We start from the raw sequence: 18653 nt of genomic DNA, 5'->3' as shown, positions 1-18653 counted from the left end.
CCCCTGCCCTCCCCAGCCGACCACGCTCCGGTCCCCACCCCCACCCCCGACCACGTCCTCACCCGCCTCCGCGTCCGCCCCTGAGGCTCCGTCGGACGCGCTCAGGCGCCCGCCTGCGCAAGCAGCCGGACGACTTCACCACCCGGCTCTACATCGCCTTCGCCCTCGGAGACGGGTCCGGGCTGGTGCCGTCCCTACAGATCGAGCAGCGCCCGCTGGGCCGCAGGTGTGACGGTCGCCTCGGCCTGTTGGATCGTGGAAGCCCTGGTGGACCTCGACCTCGACCTCGACCTCGACCTCGACCTCGACCAGCCTCGGGGTGAGTTCGATGCCGGTCTCCGCACTCTCCACTTTGACCGGAGCGACCAGTCCTCCCTCGAGGACGCCCTGGCCCGCATGGCAGAGCAGGTCGAGGCCATGTGCACGATGGCCGATGTCCCGCAGCGTCTGGGCTTTCACACACGCTGACCTCGGGCCACCGCTGTCCGACCTCGCTCGGGCTCCTGGCTACCCGCGACCAGGCCAGGCAGAGGGCCCGGGAACCGCCCCCGGTCCAGCGGAGCCTGCGCGCTCCGCATAACCTGCGGCCGTGGCCGACGATGCTTCCCTGATGTTCCTGATCGATGCCGATCACGGGCAGTTCTATGTCCAGGACGTCGAGCCCTACGACGCCTGGATGGCCGAACACGCGATGGACCCCGGCCTGCCGCCGGCCGGCTGGACCGAGGAAGCAGTCCACGTCCATCGCATCGGAGTGGAACCCCACTCCATCTCTGTCGGCACCGCCCGGGACGACATGGTCGAGTCGCTGATCGCCATCCACGCGTCGAGACCGACGACGGAGCCGACGGCCGAGCACGTCGTCGAGGCCGATCTGGCCGCCCCGACAGGTCAACTCACCATCTCCAGCCCGGGAGTGCACCCGGAGGACGGCCCGATCATGACCGTTCCCGCAGGCCTGCTGCGAGCCCGGGTCTCCTACATCCCGTCCGGACCTCCGGCCGTTGACACGAACGGCGGTCCCGGTGGCCACTTCCTCTACCGGATCGACCTCTGGCCCACCGACGAGGCACGCGGGCTCGTCGTCCTCAGGCAAGGGCCGAATCCCTGGGGCGGATAGGCAACACATCGACTATGCCGCGCAGAGTGACCTCAAAGCAGCCAGGCCGGACAAGACCTGGTCAGATATCAAGGCTTCGACCTGACTACCGCTTGACTCCCACGCCGGCGTAGAAGGAGACCTGGGCGTCCGTCACGCCGGCCGGGAGGCGGTCGGTGTCGGTGTCGTCCGGGCGCCAGCGGTGGGCGGTGACGATGCCCGGGTCCAGGAGCTCCAGTCCCTCGAAGAAGGTGGCGAACTCCGTGCGGGAGCGGAGTTGGAGGGTGGTCCCCACCTGGTTGTAGATCTCCTGGACCTTCGGCGCGCCCTCGACGTCGAGCTCGGCGGTGGCGTGCGAGAGCACCAACGCGGAGCCCGTCGGCAGCTTGGTGAACAGCCGGTCCACGATGGACCGCGCCTCGCGGATGTCCGGGACGAAGTGCAGCAGGGCGACCATGGACAGCACGACGGGCTGTCCGAGGTCGAGCGTCCGGGCCAGTTGCGGGGCGGCCAGGATCGCCTCGGGGTCGTGCACGTCGCCGTGGATGTAGGCCGTGCGGCCCTCGGGGGTGCTGGTCATCAGGGCCCGCGAGTGGGCGAGCACGACGGGGTCGTTGTCGACGTAGACCACCCGCGCGTCGGGGGCCACGGACTGCGCGACCTCGTGCAGGTTCGGGGAGGTGGGGATGCCGGTGCCGATGTCCAGCCACTGCCGCAGGCCGAGCCTCGCCAGCGCCCGGGTCGAACGGCGCATGAAGGCCCGGTTCGCCTGCACCGCGGTCCGCATGTTCGGGAAGACCACGAGGACCCGCTCGGCCGCCTCGCGGTCGACCGCGTAGTGGTCCTTGCCGCCCAGGAAGTAGTCGTACATCCGGGCGCTGTGCGGCACGTCCTGCCGTATCCGAGTGCTGAGCGGCGCGTCCTGCTCCACGTCCCGGCCCTCACTCATCCGTCGCACTCCCCTCATGGCGGTGAACCCACTCGGCCGAATTGTAGTCAAGTCGTTGATCTTTCAGGCAACTTCCGGTCGCGCCCGCGCCGGTCCGGGGCCGGTGGGTGGTAGACAGGGTCCGTGACGACCGACCAGGCCCAGACCGCCGGAGAGCCCGACCCCGGAGTGGTGAGCGTCCCCAGCCCGTTCCCGGTGGACCAGACGGTCGAGCGCCTGAAGAACGCGATCGCCGCCAAGGGCCTGACCCTCTTCGCCGTCGTCGACCACAGCGGCGGGGCACGCGAGGTGGGCCTGGAGATGAACGACACGCGGTTGCTCGTCTTCGGCAGCCCGCGCGCCGGGACTCCGGCCATGGTGGCGCGTCCGCTGCTCGCCATCGAGCTGCCGCTCAAGGCCCTCGTCCGCGCCGACGACGAGGGGCGGGTGTGGGTGAGCTACCTGGACGCCTCCGACCTCGGGGCGCGCTACCAGGTCCCGTCCCAGCTGATGGCCCCTCTGTCGGGCGTCGGCGCACTGATCGAGGCCGCACTCTCCGGCTGACGCGCACGAAGACCGCACACGATCCGATCGGCGTGCTGCGCACTACTCGCGCTACTCGTCGGTCACTTCAGGTCCGGGCCAGAAGCCCAAGTGTTCCGCGTGACGTCGGCTTTCCGTTACCCGGCGGCCTCCGGAAACCAGGGTGAGGGCATCCAGGATCGCCAACATGTCTGAACAACTTTCCGGACTTCGCAAGCCCCGCACCCTCGCTGCGGCCGCCGCGCTCTCCCTCGCGCTCGTCGCCGCCGGCGGTTTCCAGGCCGTCGCGCTCTCCGCTCCGGCCACCGCCTCCGTGTCGGCCCCCACGCTCACCGAGACCACCACCGGTCCGGTCTACAAGGGCGACACCGTCAGCTTCGCCTACGCGGTTCCGGCTTCGGACCTCAGCTCCACCAACTGGGTCGGCCTCTACGCCCCCGGCGCCAAGCCCGGCACGCAGGGCTCCACCAGCTGGCAGTACACCCCCGCCGCCAGCGGCAGCGTCACCTTCGACACCAGCGCGCTGACGCCGGGGACCTACCAGGTCTACCTGTTCGCGAACAACGGCTACACCGTGCTGTCCGGGCCGATCGCCGTCACCGTCAACCCGGCGCCCACCCCGAACCCGACGCCCGAGCCGCCGGCGCCGAAGGTCGGCCCGGGCCCCAACCTGATCGTCAACGGCGACGCCGAGCAGGGCGCCGGCACCATGGTCGGCGTCGACACCAACACCGTCCCGGGCTGGCAGGTCACCGGCCTGCTGAACTCGGTGGCCTACGGGGCCAAGGGCGGCGAGGGGATCACCGACTTCCCGACCGCCACTACGCCCGGCCCGGCGAACCGGGGCCACAACGTCTTCTCCGGCGGTGGCGGCGGCGTCAGCACCGGCGCCCAGACCGCCGACGTGTCGGCCGCGGCCCACCGCATCGACCGCGGCGACGTGACCTACAACCTGACCGGCTACCTGGGCGGGTCCGGCGCGATCAGCGACGAGTCCACGGTCACCAGCTACTTCCTCGACGCGCACGGCAAGGTCCTCGGCCACGCCACGCTCGGCCCGGTCACCCGCGAGATGCGCGGCTTCGCCACCGAGCTGCTGCCCGAGCAGGCCGTCGGCAAGCTGCCGCGCGGCACCCGCAAGGTCCGCACGGTGATGACGATCACCGGCCCGCAGCCCCACGACCGCAGCGGCCACGCCCAGGGCTACGTCGACGACCTCGCCCTGCACATCTCCGCGAAGGTCCCGGCCCCGCACCCGGTCAAGCCCCCGGTCGCGCACGTGCCCGGCTACGACCACGTCTTCGTCGTCATGATGGAGAACCAGGACTACGACGGCATCATCGGCAACAAGTCCGCGCCGTTCATCAACAGCCTGGTCCCCAAGGGCGCCAACCTGACCGACGCCGTCGCCGAGACCCACCCCAGCGACCCCAACTACGTGGCGCTGGCGGGCGGCAGCCTCTTCGACGTCAACGACAACACGCCGTTCACCAGCACCGTCGACGCGCCGAACATCGGCGACCTGGTCACCAAGGCCGGCGGCAGCTGGCGCGGTTACATGGAGAACGCGGCCGGCCCCTGCGACACCACCTCGCACGGCGCGTACACCATCGACGACCTGCCGTTCTACTTCTTCAAGGACGTCAAGGACAACCCGGCCAACTGCAAGACCCACCTGCTGCCGCAGACGCAGCTCGCCACGGACCTGCAGAAGACCAGCACCACGCCGACCTTCTCCTGGCTCAGCGCGGACGACTGCGACGACATGGAGGGCTGCGGTGTCGCCGCCGGCGACACCTGGCTGAAGAACACCCTCACGCCGATCTTCAACTCGCCCGCCTGGACCAAGCAGCGCTCGCTGCTGATCCTCACGTGGGACGAGGACGCCGCCGACGGCCAGCAGCAGCTCCAGCGCATCCCGACCCTGGTCCTCGGCTCCCAGGGCGTCCGCCCGGGCTCGACCAGTGACGTGCGTTACACCCACTACAGCATGCTGCGCACCGTCGAGGCCGCGCTCCACCTGCCGAGCCTGACCAAGAACGACCTGTACGCCCAGCCGATCACCGGCATCTGGCAGCCCGCGCGCCGCGGCTGACCCCACCGGAACGGCCCCGCCCGCCGGTTCCGGTCCGCCACGCGGACCGGAACCGGCGGGTCTTCACCGTCCTCCGACGTGGGTAGCAACTCCCCGACCATGCCGTCACGGAAGGGGACTGACGCGCCCATGTGCAGCAACTGGCGGACCGGATTCACCCGGTGGATCGAACAGCAAGCACGCGACAACGGCCTCTTCGACCAGGGCATACCCGAGGCGCTGCTGTGGTGCTGGAGCACCGCGGCGCGCACCACCGGCCTGGACCCCGAGGACGTCGCGCAGATCGCCCGCCTCACCGGAGCATCCGAGAACGACGTGGTCGCGGCCTGCCAGCGCGACAACGCCCAGTGGGCCGAGCAACAGGCCCGCTTCGAGCAGCCGGACCTGGCGGAGCTCGACGCCCACCTCGACGCCCTCCTCCGCGACCACCTCTCCTCACCCTGACGTCCTGTCCGCCAGACGCCTCCCGGCGGCGCTCGGACCGCGGGGAGGCGTCGTGGCGCCCCGGAGGCGCAGAAGCCGCAGCAGATCGTGCACCGCAGCGGCCCGAGTTCGGGGACACCGGCCGCTCACGCCGTGCCGAACCGGAAGACCCTGCCCGTCCAGGAGGTGTCGGGCGCCCCGTCGTCGAGCGCCTCGCTGATCGTCCGCTCCTCGTAGCCGAAGTGTGACTCCATGATCGCCGCCAGTCCGTCAAGCTCACGCCCGAGCGCCTCCAGGGCCGGACCGCGGGATTCGGCAGCCCTGTCGGCGAGTTCGCGTACTTGGGACAGGATCGAGGCGATCATGCCGTGATCCTCGACGAGATTCGCGACCGTCGTCGCGAGATCCGGGCGTTCGCGCAGCAGTCGGGAGAACATCCCGTCGTCCTCGCCCTGATGGTGCGACGTCAGCGCGGCACAGAACGCCAGGCAATGGGTGACCAGCGCGTCGTCGTCGCTCAGCCGGCGGTGTCCGAGACCGGTCCTGATCTCGTTGATCTGGCGACGCAGTTCTTGATGTGCTTGGGAGAGCTGCAGACTCAAGGCGACTCCACGGTCGCCGTCGCGGGAAGCCACGGATGGCGGTCCCTTCGGTTCCACACCTCCATGCCTGGCGCAGTCCGCCACCGGCACGCGATGCTGCCGCAATCCAATCACGCGACGCGCTCCAGCAGAACCACGCCCACCCTCGGACGCCGTTTCCTCTGGCGCGCTGGCGCGTTGGTCGCACCCTGCGGCCAAACGTCGACCAACACAGACGCTACGGGCGTCGCGCCGTAAGAATCGGCGTCCTGGCTAGTACGGAGCCCAGGGAAGCGCCTCACGCCAGTCCGGCCCGCCCCGGGCCCAGCACTGAAGCACCTCGGCCACGGGCTCCACGGCGAACGCCTCGTGCGTGCGCGGCACGTGGGCGTGAAAGTGCTTGTCCGGGCCGCCTTCGCGGTATTCGACCTGGTAGCTGAGATCGTCGTTGAGATGGACCTGCATGTAGTGCTGACCTGCCGGTTCGAGGTCGAGTCGCTCGACCACGACAAACCTCCAGGTCAAGCTCATGTCGGCGAGGAGATCGTGCAGCTGGTCGTCGGACGGGTCGTCCCACGTCGTCCCGTCCCACTCGATCGCCCGCAGCACCGGTTTCACCATGGACGCGACTGTACTGACTGATCACGCTTGCTGAGCCCCTGGGTTCTCTCCGGCCGATCTTGGGCTGTGGGAGGAAGCTGTCCATGACTTGCATCCGAAGGGGCCGTGCCTCGTAGAACACCGGCTTCGCTTCGGTCGCGGGCACGCGGCCGGCACCGGCCCTGGGTGCGGTATCGCGACGTCCCAGGTCTCTCGGGGCCGGCGAATGCCGCCGTCCGTGTGCGCGAACGAGAGCGACTGTCTCCAGGCATCGTGGCTGTAGCGCTCAGCGTGTGATCCGTGCGCGTCCACGCCACCGAGCCCCGGTGGAGGCAGTGGGAGGCTGAATTCACCTGTCCGTGCTGCGGCGAGGGTTGGGCTCGGGACAAGTTGCAAGAGGCTCTGTTCATGCTTCCAGCGCGGGCCGCCGGAGAACTGCGGGTGCAGGTTGAGCTCCTAGTCCCGCCTGCCGCCGAAGATGCTGAGGAAGAAGAGGAACACGTTGAGGACGTCCAGGAAGATCGACGCGGCGAGCAGGGGCGCCGAGGCGATGTCCTGCGAGCGCCGCAGACGCTGGAAGTCGAAGAGCGTGAACCCGGCGAAGATGACCAGGCCGAGCACGCTGTAGATGAGCGAGCTGTGCGGGATCCGCACGAAGATCGCCACGATGCCGAAGAGCAGCAGGGCCAGCAGCGCCCAGAAGCTCATCCGGGCCAGGCCGGAGAGGTCGCGGTCGGTGGCGTAGCCGATCGAGCCCAGCGCCGCGATGAACAGCGCGGTCGCGCCGCCGGCCTGCCACAGGGCCTGCGGGTCTGCCGTGGCGTAGTAGACCAGCGTCGGGGAGATGGCGATGCCCATGAGCAGGCCGAACGCGCCGAGCAGCGCGACCGTCGCCTCGCGGGAGCGGGTGGCGGCGAACCGCATGGCGAACAGGCACACGAACGCGCCGACGAAGGCGATGAGGCCCGCCGCGTGGGCGAGGTTGCGGCCGACGTAGGCGCCGAGCGCGAACAGGCCGGCGGTGGCCGCGACGTAGGTCATGGTGCGCGCGAACAGGGTGTTCGTCGAGATTCCGTAGCCCCGGCGCGCGGCTGTCGTGTCGTACATGATCCTCCTGTACCCAGCTGCCGGAGGAAATCCACAAGGCGGTCAGGCGCCGCCCGCGTTCACGGCCGCGTGTCGGCCGGTCTCCCACTCCTCCTTGAAGCCGGGCAGGTAGCGGCGCAGGTGTCCGGCGCTCAGCGTATCGCCGGAACGGCCGGTGACGCCGTACTGCTCCAGGAGCCAGGTGGCGAGTTGGTCGCCGTCGGGGAACGCGCCGTGTCGGTGGGTGTAGTCGACGAACGCGGCGCGGTACCGGTCCACGGCGGTGCCCTGGACGGGTCGCGCGGGACGGACGTGGGCCACCACGGCGGTCGACTCGGCTGCTGCCGCCGCCTCCGGGGCATGCGCAGGCGCGGGCACCGGCACGGGGGCGGGCGCGGACATCGGCACCGGCACCGGCGCGGACACCGGTACGGGCGCCTGCGTCGGTACCGGCGCGGTGGCGTCCGCCGGCGGTGCGGGCGGGGCGTCCCCCTCGGCCGGAGGCTGAGCGGGTTCGGCGACGGCCTGCGCGGGTACCGCGGCGGCCTGCTCCGGGGCTGCGGCCGCCTGCTCGGCAGCGGTGGCCTGCTCGGCGGCGGTGGCCTGCTCGGCAGCGGCCTCGCCGACGGCCGCGGGGCCGTCCGCGGCAGCGTCCGCGGGATCGACGGACTCGGTCGGGGACTCGGTCAGCAGCGCCCTCGCGGCGTCGTCCAGGGCGGGCGCGGGGAGCGCGGCCGGGGTCGTCGCGGGCAGGGCCGGCACGGCGTCGAGCTTGAACTCGGGCAGGATCTCGCCCAGGTTCGCCAGCTTGAGCAGCAGGATCAGGTCCACCGGGGCGCGGTAGCGCCACATCCGCCCGTAGACGGCGCGCAGCCGGGCGCGGTAGACGAGGCGTCGGCGCTCGTGCTCCAGGGCCTCCTCGTAGGAGCGCAGCTCCCACAGCACGCGGCGGCGGAAGAGGCGGAGCGTCGCGACGGGGGCGAAGATCCAACGGCCCAGGCGGGTGCGCTCGAACAACCGGCCCGCCTCGATCTGCGCCAGGCGGCCCACGGTGTGCCGGGCGGCCTCGATCGAGGCGACGAAGAGCAGCGGGACGACCGCGTGCATGCCGCTGGCCAGCGGGTGCGGCCAGGCGGAGGCGGCGTTGAAGACGATGGTCGCGCCGGTCAGCACCCAGGCGAGCTGGCGCAGCAGCGGGAGCGGGATCCGCATCCAGGTGAGCAGCAGGTCGAGCGCGAGGAAGACGGTGATGCCGACGTCGATCCCGATCGGCAGTACGTAGGAGAACCAGCCGAAGCCGTTGCGCTGGGCCAGCCGCAGCACCGCGTCGTACGAGCCGACGAAGCCGATGAGGGAGATGACGAGGGTCCCGACCACGACGATCACCACCAGCGCCTGCTGGCCGCGGCTCAACTGGCGCCGGTTCATCGTCGTCCCCTGTCCGTGTGGTCTGCGTGTGGTCTGCGCGAGGTCCGCGCGAGGTCCGCGCGTGGTCTGCGCGTGGGTCTGCCCGGGTGGTCGCCCTGACTCGAGCCCATAGCTTCACACACGCCCGTCACGTCCAGGACGGGCCCTCCGGGAATTCTGGTGGCCGTCCGGGTGACCACCCGGAGACGAGGGGAGAAAGACCAGGTCGAAGGGGGGGTGCTTGCATGTGCATGCCACCGGTATGGGAGGCTAGCGCCTTCGCGGTCTGCGCGAGGGGCCGACACCCCCCACTGTGGTGTCGGTTCGGCAGCTCCGCACGGGACACGGAGGTACGTAACAGTATGTCAGTCAAGCGGCTGGCGGCTCTCAGTGGCTGCATAGGCCTGCTCGCGGTGACCACCGCGTGCGGCTCCTCGGACTCGACCGGCCCGGTTGCGGGCGCCCCGAACGTCGTCATCAAGGTGGGTTCGGCCAACCCCTACTCCACCCTCGACCCGGCCCAGGCCTATGACAACGGCGCGTGGACCGTCTACTACAACGTCTACCAGGGCCTGATGAGCTACCGTCCGGGGTCGAACGTCCCGCAGGAGGACGCGGCCCAGTCGTGCGGCTACACCGACGCCAGCGACGAGACGTACAAGTGCGTGCTGCGCCCGAACATGACGTTCTCCAACGGCGACCCGCTCAACGCCGCGGCGGTCAAGTACTCCATCGACCGCGTCATCAAGATCAACGACCCGAACGGGCCGGTGGCGATCCTGAGCACCAGCATCAAGTCCGTGGAGACGCAGGGCGAGAACACGGTCGTCTTCCACCTGAAGTACCCCGACGCGACGATGCCGGCCCGGCTCTGCTCCGGCGCCGCCTCGATCATCGACCCGAAGACGATCCCGGCCGACAAGGAGGCCGCGACGGACGACACCGGCGTCATCGGCTCCGGCCGCTACAAGATCGACTCGGTCGCCTTCACCGGCTCCGGGGCCGACAAGCTCCCGAGCGAGGTCAAGCTCTCCCTGAACCCGAACTACAAGGGCTCCGCGACGGATCCGCGCAACTCGGGGATCGACCTCAGATACTACGCGGACCAGACCGGCACCAAGAAGGCGCTGGACGACCACGAGGTCGACGCGGTCATCGCGGACCTCAACGCCTCCGACGTCGTCCAGATGCAGCAGAACCAGCAGCTGGGCACCGGCCTCCAGGTCGACTCCGGCCCCGGCGGCGGCATCCACATGCTGGCCCTCAACACCGCCTCCGGCGTCTTCACGAAGACGGCGGTGCGGCGGGCGGTGGCGGAGCTGATCGACCGTGACACGATCGTCGACAAGGCCTTCGACCACACCGTCACCGCGGCCTACACGATCGTCCCGAGCGGCATCACGAACGCGACCGGCACCTTCTCCGTCTACGGCCGGCAGCCGATGAACGCGGCCGCGGTCCGCGAGCAGCTCAAGAAGGCCGGGGTGTCGCTTCCGGTGCCCTTCACCTTCGCGTTCTACAGCAAGGGCGACCAGGCCATCCAGCGGGAATCCACCCTGATCAAGCAGCAGTTGGAGGCCGACGGCCTCTTCAAGGTCACCCTGCACGACTACGTGACCTACGCCAAGCTCTCGAACGCGATCCTGAAGAAGCCGACCTTCGACGCCTACTCGCTGACCTGGTACTCCGACTACCTCGACATCGACGACTACATCAACCCGCTCGTCGGCCTCCACAACACCGTCTTCAACGGTTACGCGGCCCCGGCCGCCCTCATCTCCAAGGGCCTGGCGCACACCAACCGCGAGGACGGCAAGAGCGACTACGCGGAGATCCAGAAGGACGTCGCCACGGACGTGCCGCTGGTCCCCCTCTGGGAGAGCAGCCAGTTCGCCGCCACCCAGGCGGACGTGAGCGGCGTGCCGCTGACGATGGACAGTTCGGGCATCCAGCGCTGGTGGATGATCGGCAAGAACACCACCTCCTGAGGCGAGGGCGCAGCGGCAGGGGCCGACGCGGGCGCGCCGTGAGGCAGAGCCCGCGAGGCCCTGGCAGGATTTCACCGCACAGCGTCATTACTGCCACTGTCGCCGAGGGTCGACCCGGCGAAGACTGGTGGTCATGAAGGACACGGAACGGACCGCACTCCCCTCGCTCGTCAGGCCCGCACGGGTCGTCGTCGGCGTGACGGGCTCCGCAGGCAGCGCCGCGGCGCTGCGGATGGCCGCCGCGGAGGCCCGGCGGAGCGGACGCGTGCTGGTCGCGGTGCTGGCATGGGAGCCGCCCGGCGGCGAAGCCGCGTACCGGCTCGCGCCGGACCCGGATCTGGTGCGGATCTGGGAGCGGGCCGCCATCGAGCGGCTGAGCGCGGCCTTCGCGGAGGCGTTCACCGGGGCGTCCACGGAGATGTTCACGGAGACGGCCACGGGCGAGGTCGACGGCGTCCCGGACGACGTGAGGGTGGAGCGCGTGGCGGTGCGCGGGCCGGCCGCGTACGCGCTGACCGAGCTCGCCGAGCACCCGGACGACCTCCTCGTCCTGGGCGCGGGCGCCCGCCGCCCGCTGGCCCGCCTGCTGCGCGGCGCGGTGCGCCGCAGAGCGCTCGCCCGCGCCCACGGACCCGTGATGCTGGTCGCGCCACCCGCCGAGCCCCCCACCCTCCCCCGCGCCGTCCGCCGCGAGCTGCGCCGCCTCACGCCCGAGGACTTCCTGCGCCCGTCGGGGCTCGGCGCGTCCCACTGAGAGCCGCTGCTCCTCCGCGCTGCTATGCGAACAAGCCAGTGGCCCCGCCTGCGACCGGAAGGCGCGCTGGGGCCCCGCCGCGGCACCGGGCGCCGACCGGGCCCAGGCCGGCAGGGGCCGGCGCGCCACCCACACGGACCCGGTGCCTCCGTGCCGCGAGGCGCGCGGCAACCCCGGAACCACCAGACCCCGGCAGCCCCGCCCCGCCGGTGACCGGACGGAGGCCGGCGGAGCCCGAGGAGCGCGGCACTAGAATCCGGACATGATCGAAGAGGTCCAGGTCATCGGCGGATGGGCGATCCGCTGCGTCTGGTCGGACGAGTCGCACCTGCCGGTGGAGATCCACGTGACCCCCGCGGAGGGCGCCGAGGCGCTGACCAACGCGCGCGGGCAGCGCGTCCACCAGCAGGGCATCTCCTCCACCGTGCTGCGCGAGATCAAGCTCGCCCGGCCGCAGTCGAGCGGACGCGCCGTCGGCGACGCGATCCGGGAGCTCAACGAGGCCGTGGAGGCGCTGCAGGCCTTCACCGCGGGGGGCCGCGGCAGCATCACCGAGGACTACCTCCGGGCCCTGTCCCGCGCCTACCGGGCCTGCGGGCCCGCCCACACCACGACCTCGGTGAAGATGCTCGCCGAGGCGACGGGACGCAACGGCAAGACGGTGATGAACCACCTCACCAAGGCGCGCAAGCTCGGCTACCTCAGCTGATCCGCCCGATACTGGTGGTACGGGCCGGCAGGTCCGAGGACGGCGAACCGCACCAGGCGGGCGCCGGCGCTGAGGAGACGGTCATGACCAACCAGGACGGCAGCTTCGAGCTCGCCTTCTCCGCCGGCGACGGGGACGGCGGGGACGACATCGTGATCGTTCACCCGACCGGAGCCATCGGGCCGAGTGGGAACCCCGTCTACCGCGACGACACCGGGATCATCCAGGTGGAGATCAACGACAACTGCGAGGCGCGCATGCTCCCCACCAGCAGCCACCAGCATCCGCGCCGCCCGGCCTCCTGCCGACCGCTCGGCGGCTGAGGTCCTCAGGTCCTGAGGTCCGAGGTCCGCTGAGGTCGGCTGAGACCGGGGCCCGCGGGCGGTATCGTCCAGGACCGACGTCAGCATCTCACCACCCCGCCCGCACGCCCGACCGCCGGGAGGACCGCCGCCGTGCGCGTCGCCTTGTTCGCCACCTGCGTCAACGACGCGGTCCTGCCGCGCGCCGCCATCGCGACCGTGCGGCTGCTGGAGCGGCTGGGCGTGGAGGTGGACTTCCCCGAGCAGCAGAGCTGCTGCGGGCAGCCGCAGTTCAACACCGGCTACCGGCTCCTGACGGAGCCGCTGGTGCTGCGGATGGCACGGGTCTTCGAGACGTACCCCTACGTCGTCACCCCGTCCGGCTCCTGCGCGGCGATGGTGCGGGACAACTACCCCCGCATCGGCGCGAAGGCCCGAGCCGAAGACCGCGGCGAGGAACTCGCCGAAGCGGCAGCCTCGTTGGCGCCGCGCGTGGTGGAGCTGACGGAGTTCCTGGTCGACGTGCTCGGCGTGACGGACGTGGGCGCGCACTTCCCGCACCGGGTGACCTACCACCCCTCCTGCCACGGCCTGCGGGTGCTGGGGCTCGGCACGCGACCGCTCGCGCTGCTGCGAGCGGTGAAGGACCTGGAACTGCTCGAGCTGCCGGGCGCGGAGGAGTGCTGCGGCTTCGGCGGCACCTTCGCCGTCAAGAACCCGGACGTGTCGGCGGCGATGGGCGCCGACAAGGTCGCGGCCGCGCTCTCGACCGGCGCGCAGGTGCTGTGCGGGGCGGACAACTCCTGCCTGCTGCACCTCGACGGCATGGTCCGACGCCGGCACGCGCCGCTGCGGACGGTGCACCTCGCGGAGATCCTCGCCGCCACCGAGACGACCCCCTGGCGCCCCGGGAGCCCGGCATGAGCAGCGCCTACCTCGGCATGCCCGCCTTCCCCCAGGCCGCCAAGGCAGCGACCCAGGACGCCCGGCTGCGGGCCAACCTGCGCCGGGCCACGCACACGATCCGCGACAAACGCGCCCGCGCGGTGGGCGAGTTGGACGACTGGGCGGCGCTGCGCGAGGCGGGCAGGCGCATCAAGGACCAGACGCTGCGTCACCTGGACGTCTACCTGCTCCAGTTGGAGGAGCGCGTCACCTCGGCGGGCGGCACCGTCCACTGGGCGGCCGACGCGGCGGAGGCCAACCGGATCGTCGCCGAACTGGTGCGCGCCACCGGGGAGTCGGAGGTCGTCAAGGTCAAGTCGATGGCCACGCAGGAGATCGGCCTCAACGAGGCCCTCGCCGAGGCGGGCGTCACCGCCTACGAGACGGACCTGGCCGAGCTGATCGTCCAGCTCGGCGACGACCTGCCCTCGCACATCCTGGTGCCGGCCATCCACCGCAACCGGGGCGAGATCCGCGACATCTTCGTCGAGCGGATGGCCCGGTGGGGTCGGCCCGCGCCCGAGGGGCTGACGGACCGTCCGGCGGATCTGGCCGAGGCGGCCCGCCTGCACCTGCGGGAGAAGTTCCTGCGCGCCAAGGTCGCCGTCTCCGGCGCCAACTTCATGATCGCCGAGACCGGGACGCTGGTCGTGGTCGAGTCCGAGGGCAACGGCCGGATGTGCCTGACGCTGCCGCAGACCCTGATCTCCGTCGTCGGCATCGAGAAGGTCCTGCCGACCTGGCAGGACCTGGAGGTGTTCCTCCAGTTCCTGCCCCGCTCCTCCACCGCCGAACGGATGAACCCGTACACGACCATGTGGACGGGACTGGGCCCCGGCGGGGCGGCCGACGGCGACGGCCCCCGCGCGTTCCACCTCGTGCTGCTCGACAACGGCCGCACCGACACGCTCGCGGACGAGATCGGACGGCAGGTGCTGCGCTGCATCCGCTGCTCCGCGTGCCTGAACGTGTGCCCGGTCTACGAGCGGGCCGGCGGCCACGCCTACGGCTCCCCCTACCCCGGCCCGATCGGCGCCGTCCTCACGCCCCAGCTGCGGGGCACCGGCAGCGAGGTGGACGCCTCGCTGCCCTTCGCCTCCTCGCTGTGCGGGGCCTGCTACGAGGTCTGCCCGGTCGCGATCGACATCCCGGAGGTGCTGGTCCATCTGCGCGAGCAGGTCGCGGCGCAGCCGGGGCACGCGGCGGAGCGGGCCGCGATGCGGGCCGCCACCTGGCTGTTCGAGCACCCCGCCGCACTGGCCGCCGCCGAGCGCACGGCCTCGGCCACCCGGGCCCTGCATCCGCGCACGCTGCCGCTCGGCCCGGCCGGGGCCTGGACACAGGCGCGGGACCTGCCCCGGCTGCCCGCCGAGCCCTTCCGCACCTGGTGGAAGCGCCACCGCGCCGAGCCACCGGCCGCGCCGCAGTCCACTGGCACGTCGCAACCTCCGACCACGCCGCAGCCGCCGACGACTCCGGAGTCGACCCCGTGACCAGCCGCGACGCCATCCTCGACCGCATCCGGGCCGCCCTCGCCGCCGCGCCCGAGCCGGAGCCGGTGGTCCGCGACTACCGCGTCGCGCACGTCCCGGTCGACGACCACGCCGCCGTCGTCGACCTGCTGGCCGGGAACCTCGCCGACTACCGCGCCCACGTCCACCGCTGCACGGAGCCCGAGCTCCCCGGCCTGCTGGCGCGCCTGCTCGCCGATCACGGCTCCCGCAGCGTCGCCGTCCCGCCCGGACTCCCCGCGAGCTGGCTCGCTCAGGCGGACGGGGTCGAACGGGTTCCGGACGACGCCGAGGCGCCGCTGACGGCGCAGCGGCTCGACGGCGTCGACAGCGTGGTGACCGGCTGTCGGCTGGCGATCGCCGAGACGGGCACCCTGGTGCTCGACGCCGGGCCCGGCCAGGGCCGCCGGGTCCTCACGCTCGTCCCCGACCACCACGTCTGCGTCGTCGACACCGCTCGTCAGGTGGTCGCCTCCCTGCCGCAGGCGCTGCCGCGCCTCGATCCGACCAGGCCGCTCACCTGGATCTCCGGCCCGTCCGCGACCAGCGACATCGAACTGGACCGCGTCGAGGGCGTGCACGGACCGCGCACGCTCGACGTCGTCCTGCTGGCGTGACCCAAGGCGCCCCGCCCAGGGGACATCGCCCAGGGGGCATACAGGATCTCCCAAGCTGAAGCGGACACACTGCCGCCGTAGAGTGCTCAAAGTGCACAGGGGTGCAGCCGGTACGCACAAGGAGGCCCACCCATCACCGCCACGTCCACGCGCGCGTCGGCCGCGCCCGGCACCGCGCCGCTGCGCGCGCTGCGATCCCGGCTGCCCGGCGGCAGCTCGGTGTTCTGGCTCGCCCTGGTCGCGGCCCTGTACGCGGTCTCGCAGCTGGCCTTCGTGACGCCCTCGATGGGCCTCGGCTGGGACGAGACCATCTACGTCAGCCAGGTCTCCGGGCATGTGCCCGCGGAGTTCTTCAGCGCGCCGCGCTCGCGCGGGATCACCCTGGTGGTCGCACCACTGGCCGCCGTCACCCATTCGACGGTGGCCCTGCGGGTGTACCTGTCGCTGCTGTCGGCTCTCGGGCTCTTCCTCGCGCTGCTGGCCTGGCGCCGGGTGCGGGACACGCGGGTGCTCGCACTGGCCGGGGCGCTGTTCGCGACCCTGTGGGTCACCGAGTACTACGGGCCGCAGGCGATGCCCAACCTCTGGATCGCCCTGGGCGGGCTCGCCGCCGTCGGCTGCTTCCTCGACGCCCTGCGCCGCCCGGCCGCGCGCCGCCCGCTGCTCGGAGTGGCGGGGGCGCTCGCCGTCGCCGCGCTGATGCGGCCGAGCGACGCCCTGTTCCTCGCGCTGCCGTTGCTCGGCCTGGCCCTGTACCGCCGACGGCTGACGTTGCTGCTCGCGGTGGTCGGCGGCCTGCTCGCCGGGACGGCCGAGTGGATCGCCGAGGCGTACGCCAGGTTCGGCGGCATCGGCGAGCGCCTGCACCTGTCCAGCCTGAACGAGGGCGGTCTGGGCCTGCACTGGGCGGTGGGGGACGCGCTGCGCTCGGTCGACGGCCCGATCCTGTGCCGGCCGTGCGACGTGGGCTGGAACCACAAGCCGCTGGAGCTGGCCGCGTGGTGGCTGCTGCTGCCGGTCCTGGTGGTGGGCGGGGTCCTGGTCGAGCGGCGGGCCGGACGGCTGGGCGCGGCGCTGCTCCCGGCGCTGTGCGGCTTCACCGTGGCCGTGCCGTACCTGTTCCTGATCGACTACTCGGCGCCGCGTTTCCTCCTCCCCGCCTACGCGCTGCTCCTCGTCCCGGCGGCGGGCCTGCTCGCCCGGCTGGTCACGACGGGCTCGCCGCGCCGACGGCGCTGGACGACGGCCGCCCTGGGCATCGCCCTGGCGGTGCAGGTGGCCGGGCAGTACCAGCAGCTGACGCAGGAGGTCTCCTACACGGTCGCCTCACGGGCGGACCAGCCCTACGCCGTCCCGCAGTTCGCGCGGCTGGGGCTGACCGGCGACTGTCTGCTCACCGGCGAGGACGCCGAGCCGCTGGGCTACTACACGGGCTGCCGCGCGGTCGAGACCAGCGGCAACGACGCCGATGTCACCACGGCGCAGCTGCTGCGCGAGGCCCCGCGGCAGCCGACGGCCCTGTTGCTCTATCCGGGTGAGGCCGTACCCGCCTACGCCCGCCGCTGGGCCCGGCACGCGGTCACCGCCCGCGACGGCCGCACGAACTACCTCGTGTACCTGGCCCCCGCAGGCCCCCACAGTGAGGCGGCTCGCGGGGAGGCCACTCACGGGGAGTGGGTCCAGACCAGCAGCAGATAGCCGCCCAGGTAGGCGGAGACGACGGTCAGGAACCCGAGGACGACCACGGCCGTGCAGGTGCGCGCGCGGGCGAGCGAGACGGCGGGCTTCAGCAGCAGCGGGAAGGCGGCGATCAAGAAGCGGGCCTTGGCGTTGTAGTACCCGGAACCGCCGAGCGCCAGGACCAGCAGCAGCGCGCTGAACAGCAGCAGGGGCCAGGGCTGTCGGTCCAGGACGCCGAGCACGAACAGCACGACCGCCAGCCCGAGGACCAGGGTGACCAGGTAGAGGTCCAGTGGGACGGGTCTGACCAGGATCGTGTGGAGTTCGCTCAGGGTGTAGCCGCCGCCGTCGAAGGCCGACCCCCAGCCGGCCTTCTGGATGTGGAACCAGCCGTCCAGGCGGTGCATCCGGAGCCCGACCCAGCCGAGGTAGCCCAGCCAGCCGAGCGGCGCCAGCAGCACGGCCGCCCACGCCTGCCAGCCGCCCCGGCGGCGCACGATCGCCAGCAGGGCGGCCAGGCACACCACGGGCACGAGGGCCACGGCGTTCGGTCGGGACAGCCCCGCGAACAGGCAGAGCACACCGGCGGCGAGCCAGCGCTCGGAGAGGACGCAGTACAGCGTCCACACGGCCAGCGCCGTCAGCAGGCTCTCGCTGTAGGCCATCGACTCGATGAGCGCGTGCGGGAGCACGCCCCACAGCACCGCGAGCACGATCCCGGTGCGTTGGTCGTACAGCAGGTTGCCGACCGCGTACAGGCCCCAGGCGGCGACGAGGCCCGCGATCCAGGCGACCACGACCGCCGCTCCTGCCGCGCTCAGCGGGGAGACCAGCGTCAGGGCGCGCGCCGACATCGGGAAGAGCGGGAAGAACGCCATGTTGCTGAGCAGCGGGGACCCGTGGTCGTAGCCGTGCTCGATGATGCCGACGTAGAGGACCGAGTCCCACTCGTGGCCCAGCAGGTGCGCGAGGCTCCGGTGGTGCGCGGCGCCCCAGAGCCACAGGACGAGCACGCCGGTGATCCTCACGAGCAGGTAGCCGCCGACCGCGAGCGCGACGGGTCGACGGCGCGCGCCCAGGCGGGCGCCGAGCCGGGCCCCCAGCCTGGAGGGGCGCTCCAGGTCGGCGGCGCGTATCAGACCGGACAGTTCCCTGCTCCTCTCACCATGTCTCGCACGTCGCACCCACGTCTCGCGCGTCGCGCACGCTTCGACGCTACGTACGCGGCGCGAGGTCCGCGCGACGACGGGAAGCGCTTCGGCGGGGAAGCGCGTCGGCGGGGCACGCTACGGCCCTGGGACGAACAGCAGGCGACGCCCGGGTGTCGGACCGACGGCCGACGGGGCGGTCGCGGTGCGTGGGCAGGCCCGGCAGGCAGGCCGTCC

The 18653-nt window shown here is 71.8% G+C and carries 19 protein-coding genes; 13 read left to right on the top strand and 6 right to left on the bottom strand.

Annotated features, from left to right (window positions below; all coding sequences use genetic code 11):
* Positions 1-267 precede the first annotated feature (267 nt).
* Positions 268-468 carry a hypothetical protein gene (locus TR50_RS25560; RefSeq protein WP_152648624.1) on the top strand — a complete coding sequence of 67 codons (201 nt, stop codon included), beginning with the start codon at positions 268-270 and terminating at the stop codon, positions 466-468.
* Positions 469-589: 121 nt separating this feature from the next.
* Positions 590-1120, top strand: coding sequence for a hypothetical protein (locus tag TR50_RS25555; RefSeq protein ID WP_201776876.1), 531 nt, complete (start codon positions 590-592; stop codon positions 1118-1120).
* A gap of 85 nt (positions 1121-1205) precedes the next feature.
* On the opposite strand, the gene TR50_RS25550 is transcribed toward TR50_RS25555, so the two are convergent.
* Positions 1206-2048 carry an SAM-dependent methyltransferase gene (locus TR50_RS25550; protein WP_084700965.1) on the bottom strand — a complete coding sequence of 281 codons (843 nt, stop codon included), beginning with the start codon at positions 2046-2048 and terminating at the stop codon, positions 1206-1208.
* 123 nt (positions 2049-2171) lie between these two features.
* Here TR50_RS25550 and TR50_RS25545 point away from each other — a divergent pair, with 123 nt between their 5' ends.
* The 3 genes from TR50_RS25545 (at position 2172) to TR50_RS25535 (ending at position 5109) form a co-directional block, all read left to right on the top strand.
* Positions 2172-2591: a DUF302 domain-containing protein gene (locus TR50_RS25545; protein WP_042426463.1), complete on the top strand. Its 420-nt coding sequence runs from the start codon at positions 2172-2174 to the stop codon at positions 2589-2591.
* 166 nt (positions 2592-2757) lie between these two features.
* On the top strand, positions 2758-4665 hold the full coding sequence (locus tag TR50_RS42935; protein WP_052441318.1) for an alkaline phosphatase family protein: 1908 nt from the start codon (positions 2758-2760) through the stop codon (positions 4663-4665).
* A 129-nt stretch (positions 4666-4794) separates the two neighbouring features.
* Positions 4795-5109, top strand: a complete 315-nt coding sequence (locus tag TR50_RS25535) for a hypothetical protein (RefSeq protein ID WP_042426454.1) — start codon at positions 4795-4797, stop codon at positions 5107-5109.
* Between the two features lie 125 nt (positions 5110-5234).
* On the opposite strand, the gene TR50_RS25530 is transcribed toward TR50_RS25535, so the two are convergent.
* The 4 genes from TR50_RS25530 to TR50_RS45800 form a co-directional block, all read right to left on the bottom strand.
* Positions 5235-5804, bottom strand: a complete 570-nt coding sequence (locus TR50_RS25530; RefSeq protein WP_236654587.1) for a hemerythrin domain-containing protein — start codon at positions 5802-5804, stop codon at positions 5235-5237.
* A 138-nt stretch (positions 5805-5942) separates the two neighbouring features.
* Positions 5943-6290, bottom strand: a complete 348-nt coding sequence (locus TR50_RS25525) for a hypothetical protein (RefSeq protein WP_042426452.1) — start codon at positions 6288-6290, stop codon at positions 5943-5945.
* Between the two features lie 435 nt (positions 6291-6725).
* A complete protein-coding gene (locus TR50_RS25520; protein ID WP_042426450.1) occupies positions 6726-7376 on the bottom strand; it encodes a Bax inhibitor-1/YccA family protein in 651 nt (216 codons plus the stop codon).
* 42 nt (positions 7377-7418) lie between these two features.
* The gene (locus TR50_RS45800; RefSeq protein WP_042426449.1) at positions 7419-8783 is read right to left on the bottom strand and encodes a DUF2637 domain-containing protein; all 1365 of its coding nucleotides are present in this window, start codon (positions 8781-8783) and stop codon (positions 7419-7421) included.
* A gap of 341 nt (positions 8784-9124) precedes the next feature.
* Here TR50_RS45800 and TR50_RS25510 point away from each other — a divergent pair, with 341 nt between their 5' ends.
* From TR50_RS25510 to TR50_RS25475, 8 genes are all read left to right on the top strand, one after another.
* Positions 9125-10750, top strand: a complete 1626-nt coding sequence (locus TR50_RS25510; protein WP_042426448.1) for an ABC transporter substrate-binding protein — start codon at positions 9125-9127, stop codon at positions 10748-10750.
* Positions 10751-10883: 133 nt separating this feature from the next.
* Positions 10884-11504: a universal stress protein gene (locus tag TR50_RS25505; protein WP_042426549.1), complete on the top strand. Its 621-nt coding sequence runs from the start codon at positions 10884-10886 to the stop codon at positions 11502-11504.
* Between the two features lie 262 nt (positions 11505-11766).
* Complete coding sequence (locus tag TR50_RS25500; protein ID WP_042426446.1) at positions 11767-12213, top strand: hypothetical protein; 447 nt, start codon at positions 11767-11769, stop codon at positions 12211-12213.
* Between the two features lie 83 nt (positions 12214-12296).
* Positions 12297-12536, top strand: coding sequence for a DUF6296 family protein (locus TR50_RS25495; protein WP_042426546.1), 240 nt, complete (start codon positions 12297-12299; stop codon positions 12534-12536).
* 132 nt (positions 12537-12668) lie between these two features.
* Positions 12669-13439, top strand: coding sequence for a (Fe-S)-binding protein (locus tag TR50_RS25490; RefSeq protein ID WP_042426444.1), 771 nt, complete (start codon positions 12669-12671; stop codon positions 13437-13439).
* The gene (locus TR50_RS25485; RefSeq protein ID WP_042426442.1) at positions 13436-14953 is read left to right on the top strand and encodes a lactate utilization protein B; all 1518 of its coding nucleotides are present in this window, start codon (positions 13436-13438) and stop codon (positions 14951-14953) included. The genes TR50_RS25490 and TR50_RS25485 overlap by 4 nt, the downstream gene beginning before the upstream one ends.
* The gene (locus tag TR50_RS25480) at positions 14950-15588 is read left to right on the top strand and encodes a LutC/YkgG family protein (RefSeq protein ID WP_042426438.1); all 639 of its coding nucleotides are present in this window, start codon (positions 14950-14952) and stop codon (positions 15586-15588) included. The genes TR50_RS25485 and TR50_RS25480 overlap by 4 nt, the downstream gene beginning before the upstream one ends.
* A 219-nt stretch (positions 15589-15807) precedes the next feature.
* Positions 15808-17286, top strand: a complete 1479-nt coding sequence (locus tag TR50_RS25475; RefSeq protein ID WP_063775145.1) for a hypothetical protein — start codon at positions 15808-15810, stop codon at positions 17284-17286.
* On the opposite strand, the gene TR50_RS25470 is transcribed toward TR50_RS25475, so the two are convergent.
* Positions 17253-18452 carry a mannosyltransferase family protein gene (locus tag TR50_RS25470; protein ID WP_201776875.1) on the bottom strand — a complete coding sequence of 400 codons (1200 nt, stop codon included), beginning with the start codon at positions 18450-18452 and terminating at the stop codon, positions 17253-17255. The two genes, TR50_RS25475 and TR50_RS25470, sit on opposite strands and share 34 nt — an antisense overlap.
* Positions 18453-18653: the final 201 nt, after the last annotated feature.

The organism is Streptacidiphilus anmyonensis (assembly GCF_000787855.1).
In the GTDB taxonomy this organism is placed as follows: Bacteria; Actinomycetota; Actinomycetes; order Streptomycetales; family Streptomycetaceae; genus Streptacidiphilus; species Streptacidiphilus anmyonensis.
Note: the sequence above shows the minus strand (reverse complement) of the source record. Positions and strands in the feature narration are given on the sequence as shown.

What these genes read in the sequence shown, in the direction of transcription:
- TR50_RS25550 (WP_084700965.1), bottom strand. Translation starts at nt 2,048, where the DNA reads ATGAGTGAGGGCCGGGACGTGGAGCAGGACGCGCCGCTCAGCACTCGG.
- TR50_RS42935 (WP_052441318.1), top strand. Translation starts at nt 2,758, where the DNA reads ATGTCTGAACAACTTTCCGGACTTCGCAAGCCCCGCACCCTCGCTGCG.
- TR50_RS25535 (WP_042426454.1), top strand. Translation starts at nt 4,795, where the DNA reads ATGTGCAGCAACTGGCGGACCGGATTCACCCGGTGGATCGAACAGCAA.
- TR50_RS25525 (WP_042426452.1), bottom strand. Translation starts at nt 6,290, where the DNA reads ATGGTGAAACCGGTGCTGCGGGCGATCGAGTGGGACGGGACGACGTGG.
- TR50_RS25520 (WP_042426450.1), bottom strand. Translation starts at nt 7,376, where the DNA reads ATGTACGACACGACAGCCGCGCGCCGGGGCTACGGAATCTCGACGAAC.
- TR50_RS45800 (WP_042426449.1), bottom strand. Translation starts at nt 8,783, where the DNA reads ATGAACCGGCGCCAGTTGAGCCGCGGCCAGCAGGCGCTGGTGGTGATC.
- TR50_RS25510 (WP_042426448.1), top strand. Translation starts at nt 9,125, where the DNA reads ATGTCAGTCAAGCGGCTGGCGGCTCTCAGTGGCTGCATAGGCCTGCTC.
- TR50_RS25505 (WP_042426549.1), top strand. Translation starts at nt 10,884, where the DNA reads ATGAAGGACACGGAACGGACCGCACTCCCCTCGCTCGTCAGGCCCGCA.
- TR50_RS25500 (WP_042426446.1), top strand. Translation starts at nt 11,767, where the DNA reads ATGATCGAAGAGGTCCAGGTCATCGGCGGATGGGCGATCCGCTGCGTC.
- TR50_RS25495 (WP_042426546.1), top strand. Translation starts at nt 12,297, where the DNA reads ATGACCAACCAGGACGGCAGCTTCGAGCTCGCCTTCTCCGCCGGCGAC.
- TR50_RS25485 (WP_042426442.1), top strand. Translation starts at nt 13,436, where the DNA reads ATGAGCAGCGCCTACCTCGGCATGCCCGCCTTCCCCCAGGCCGCCAAG.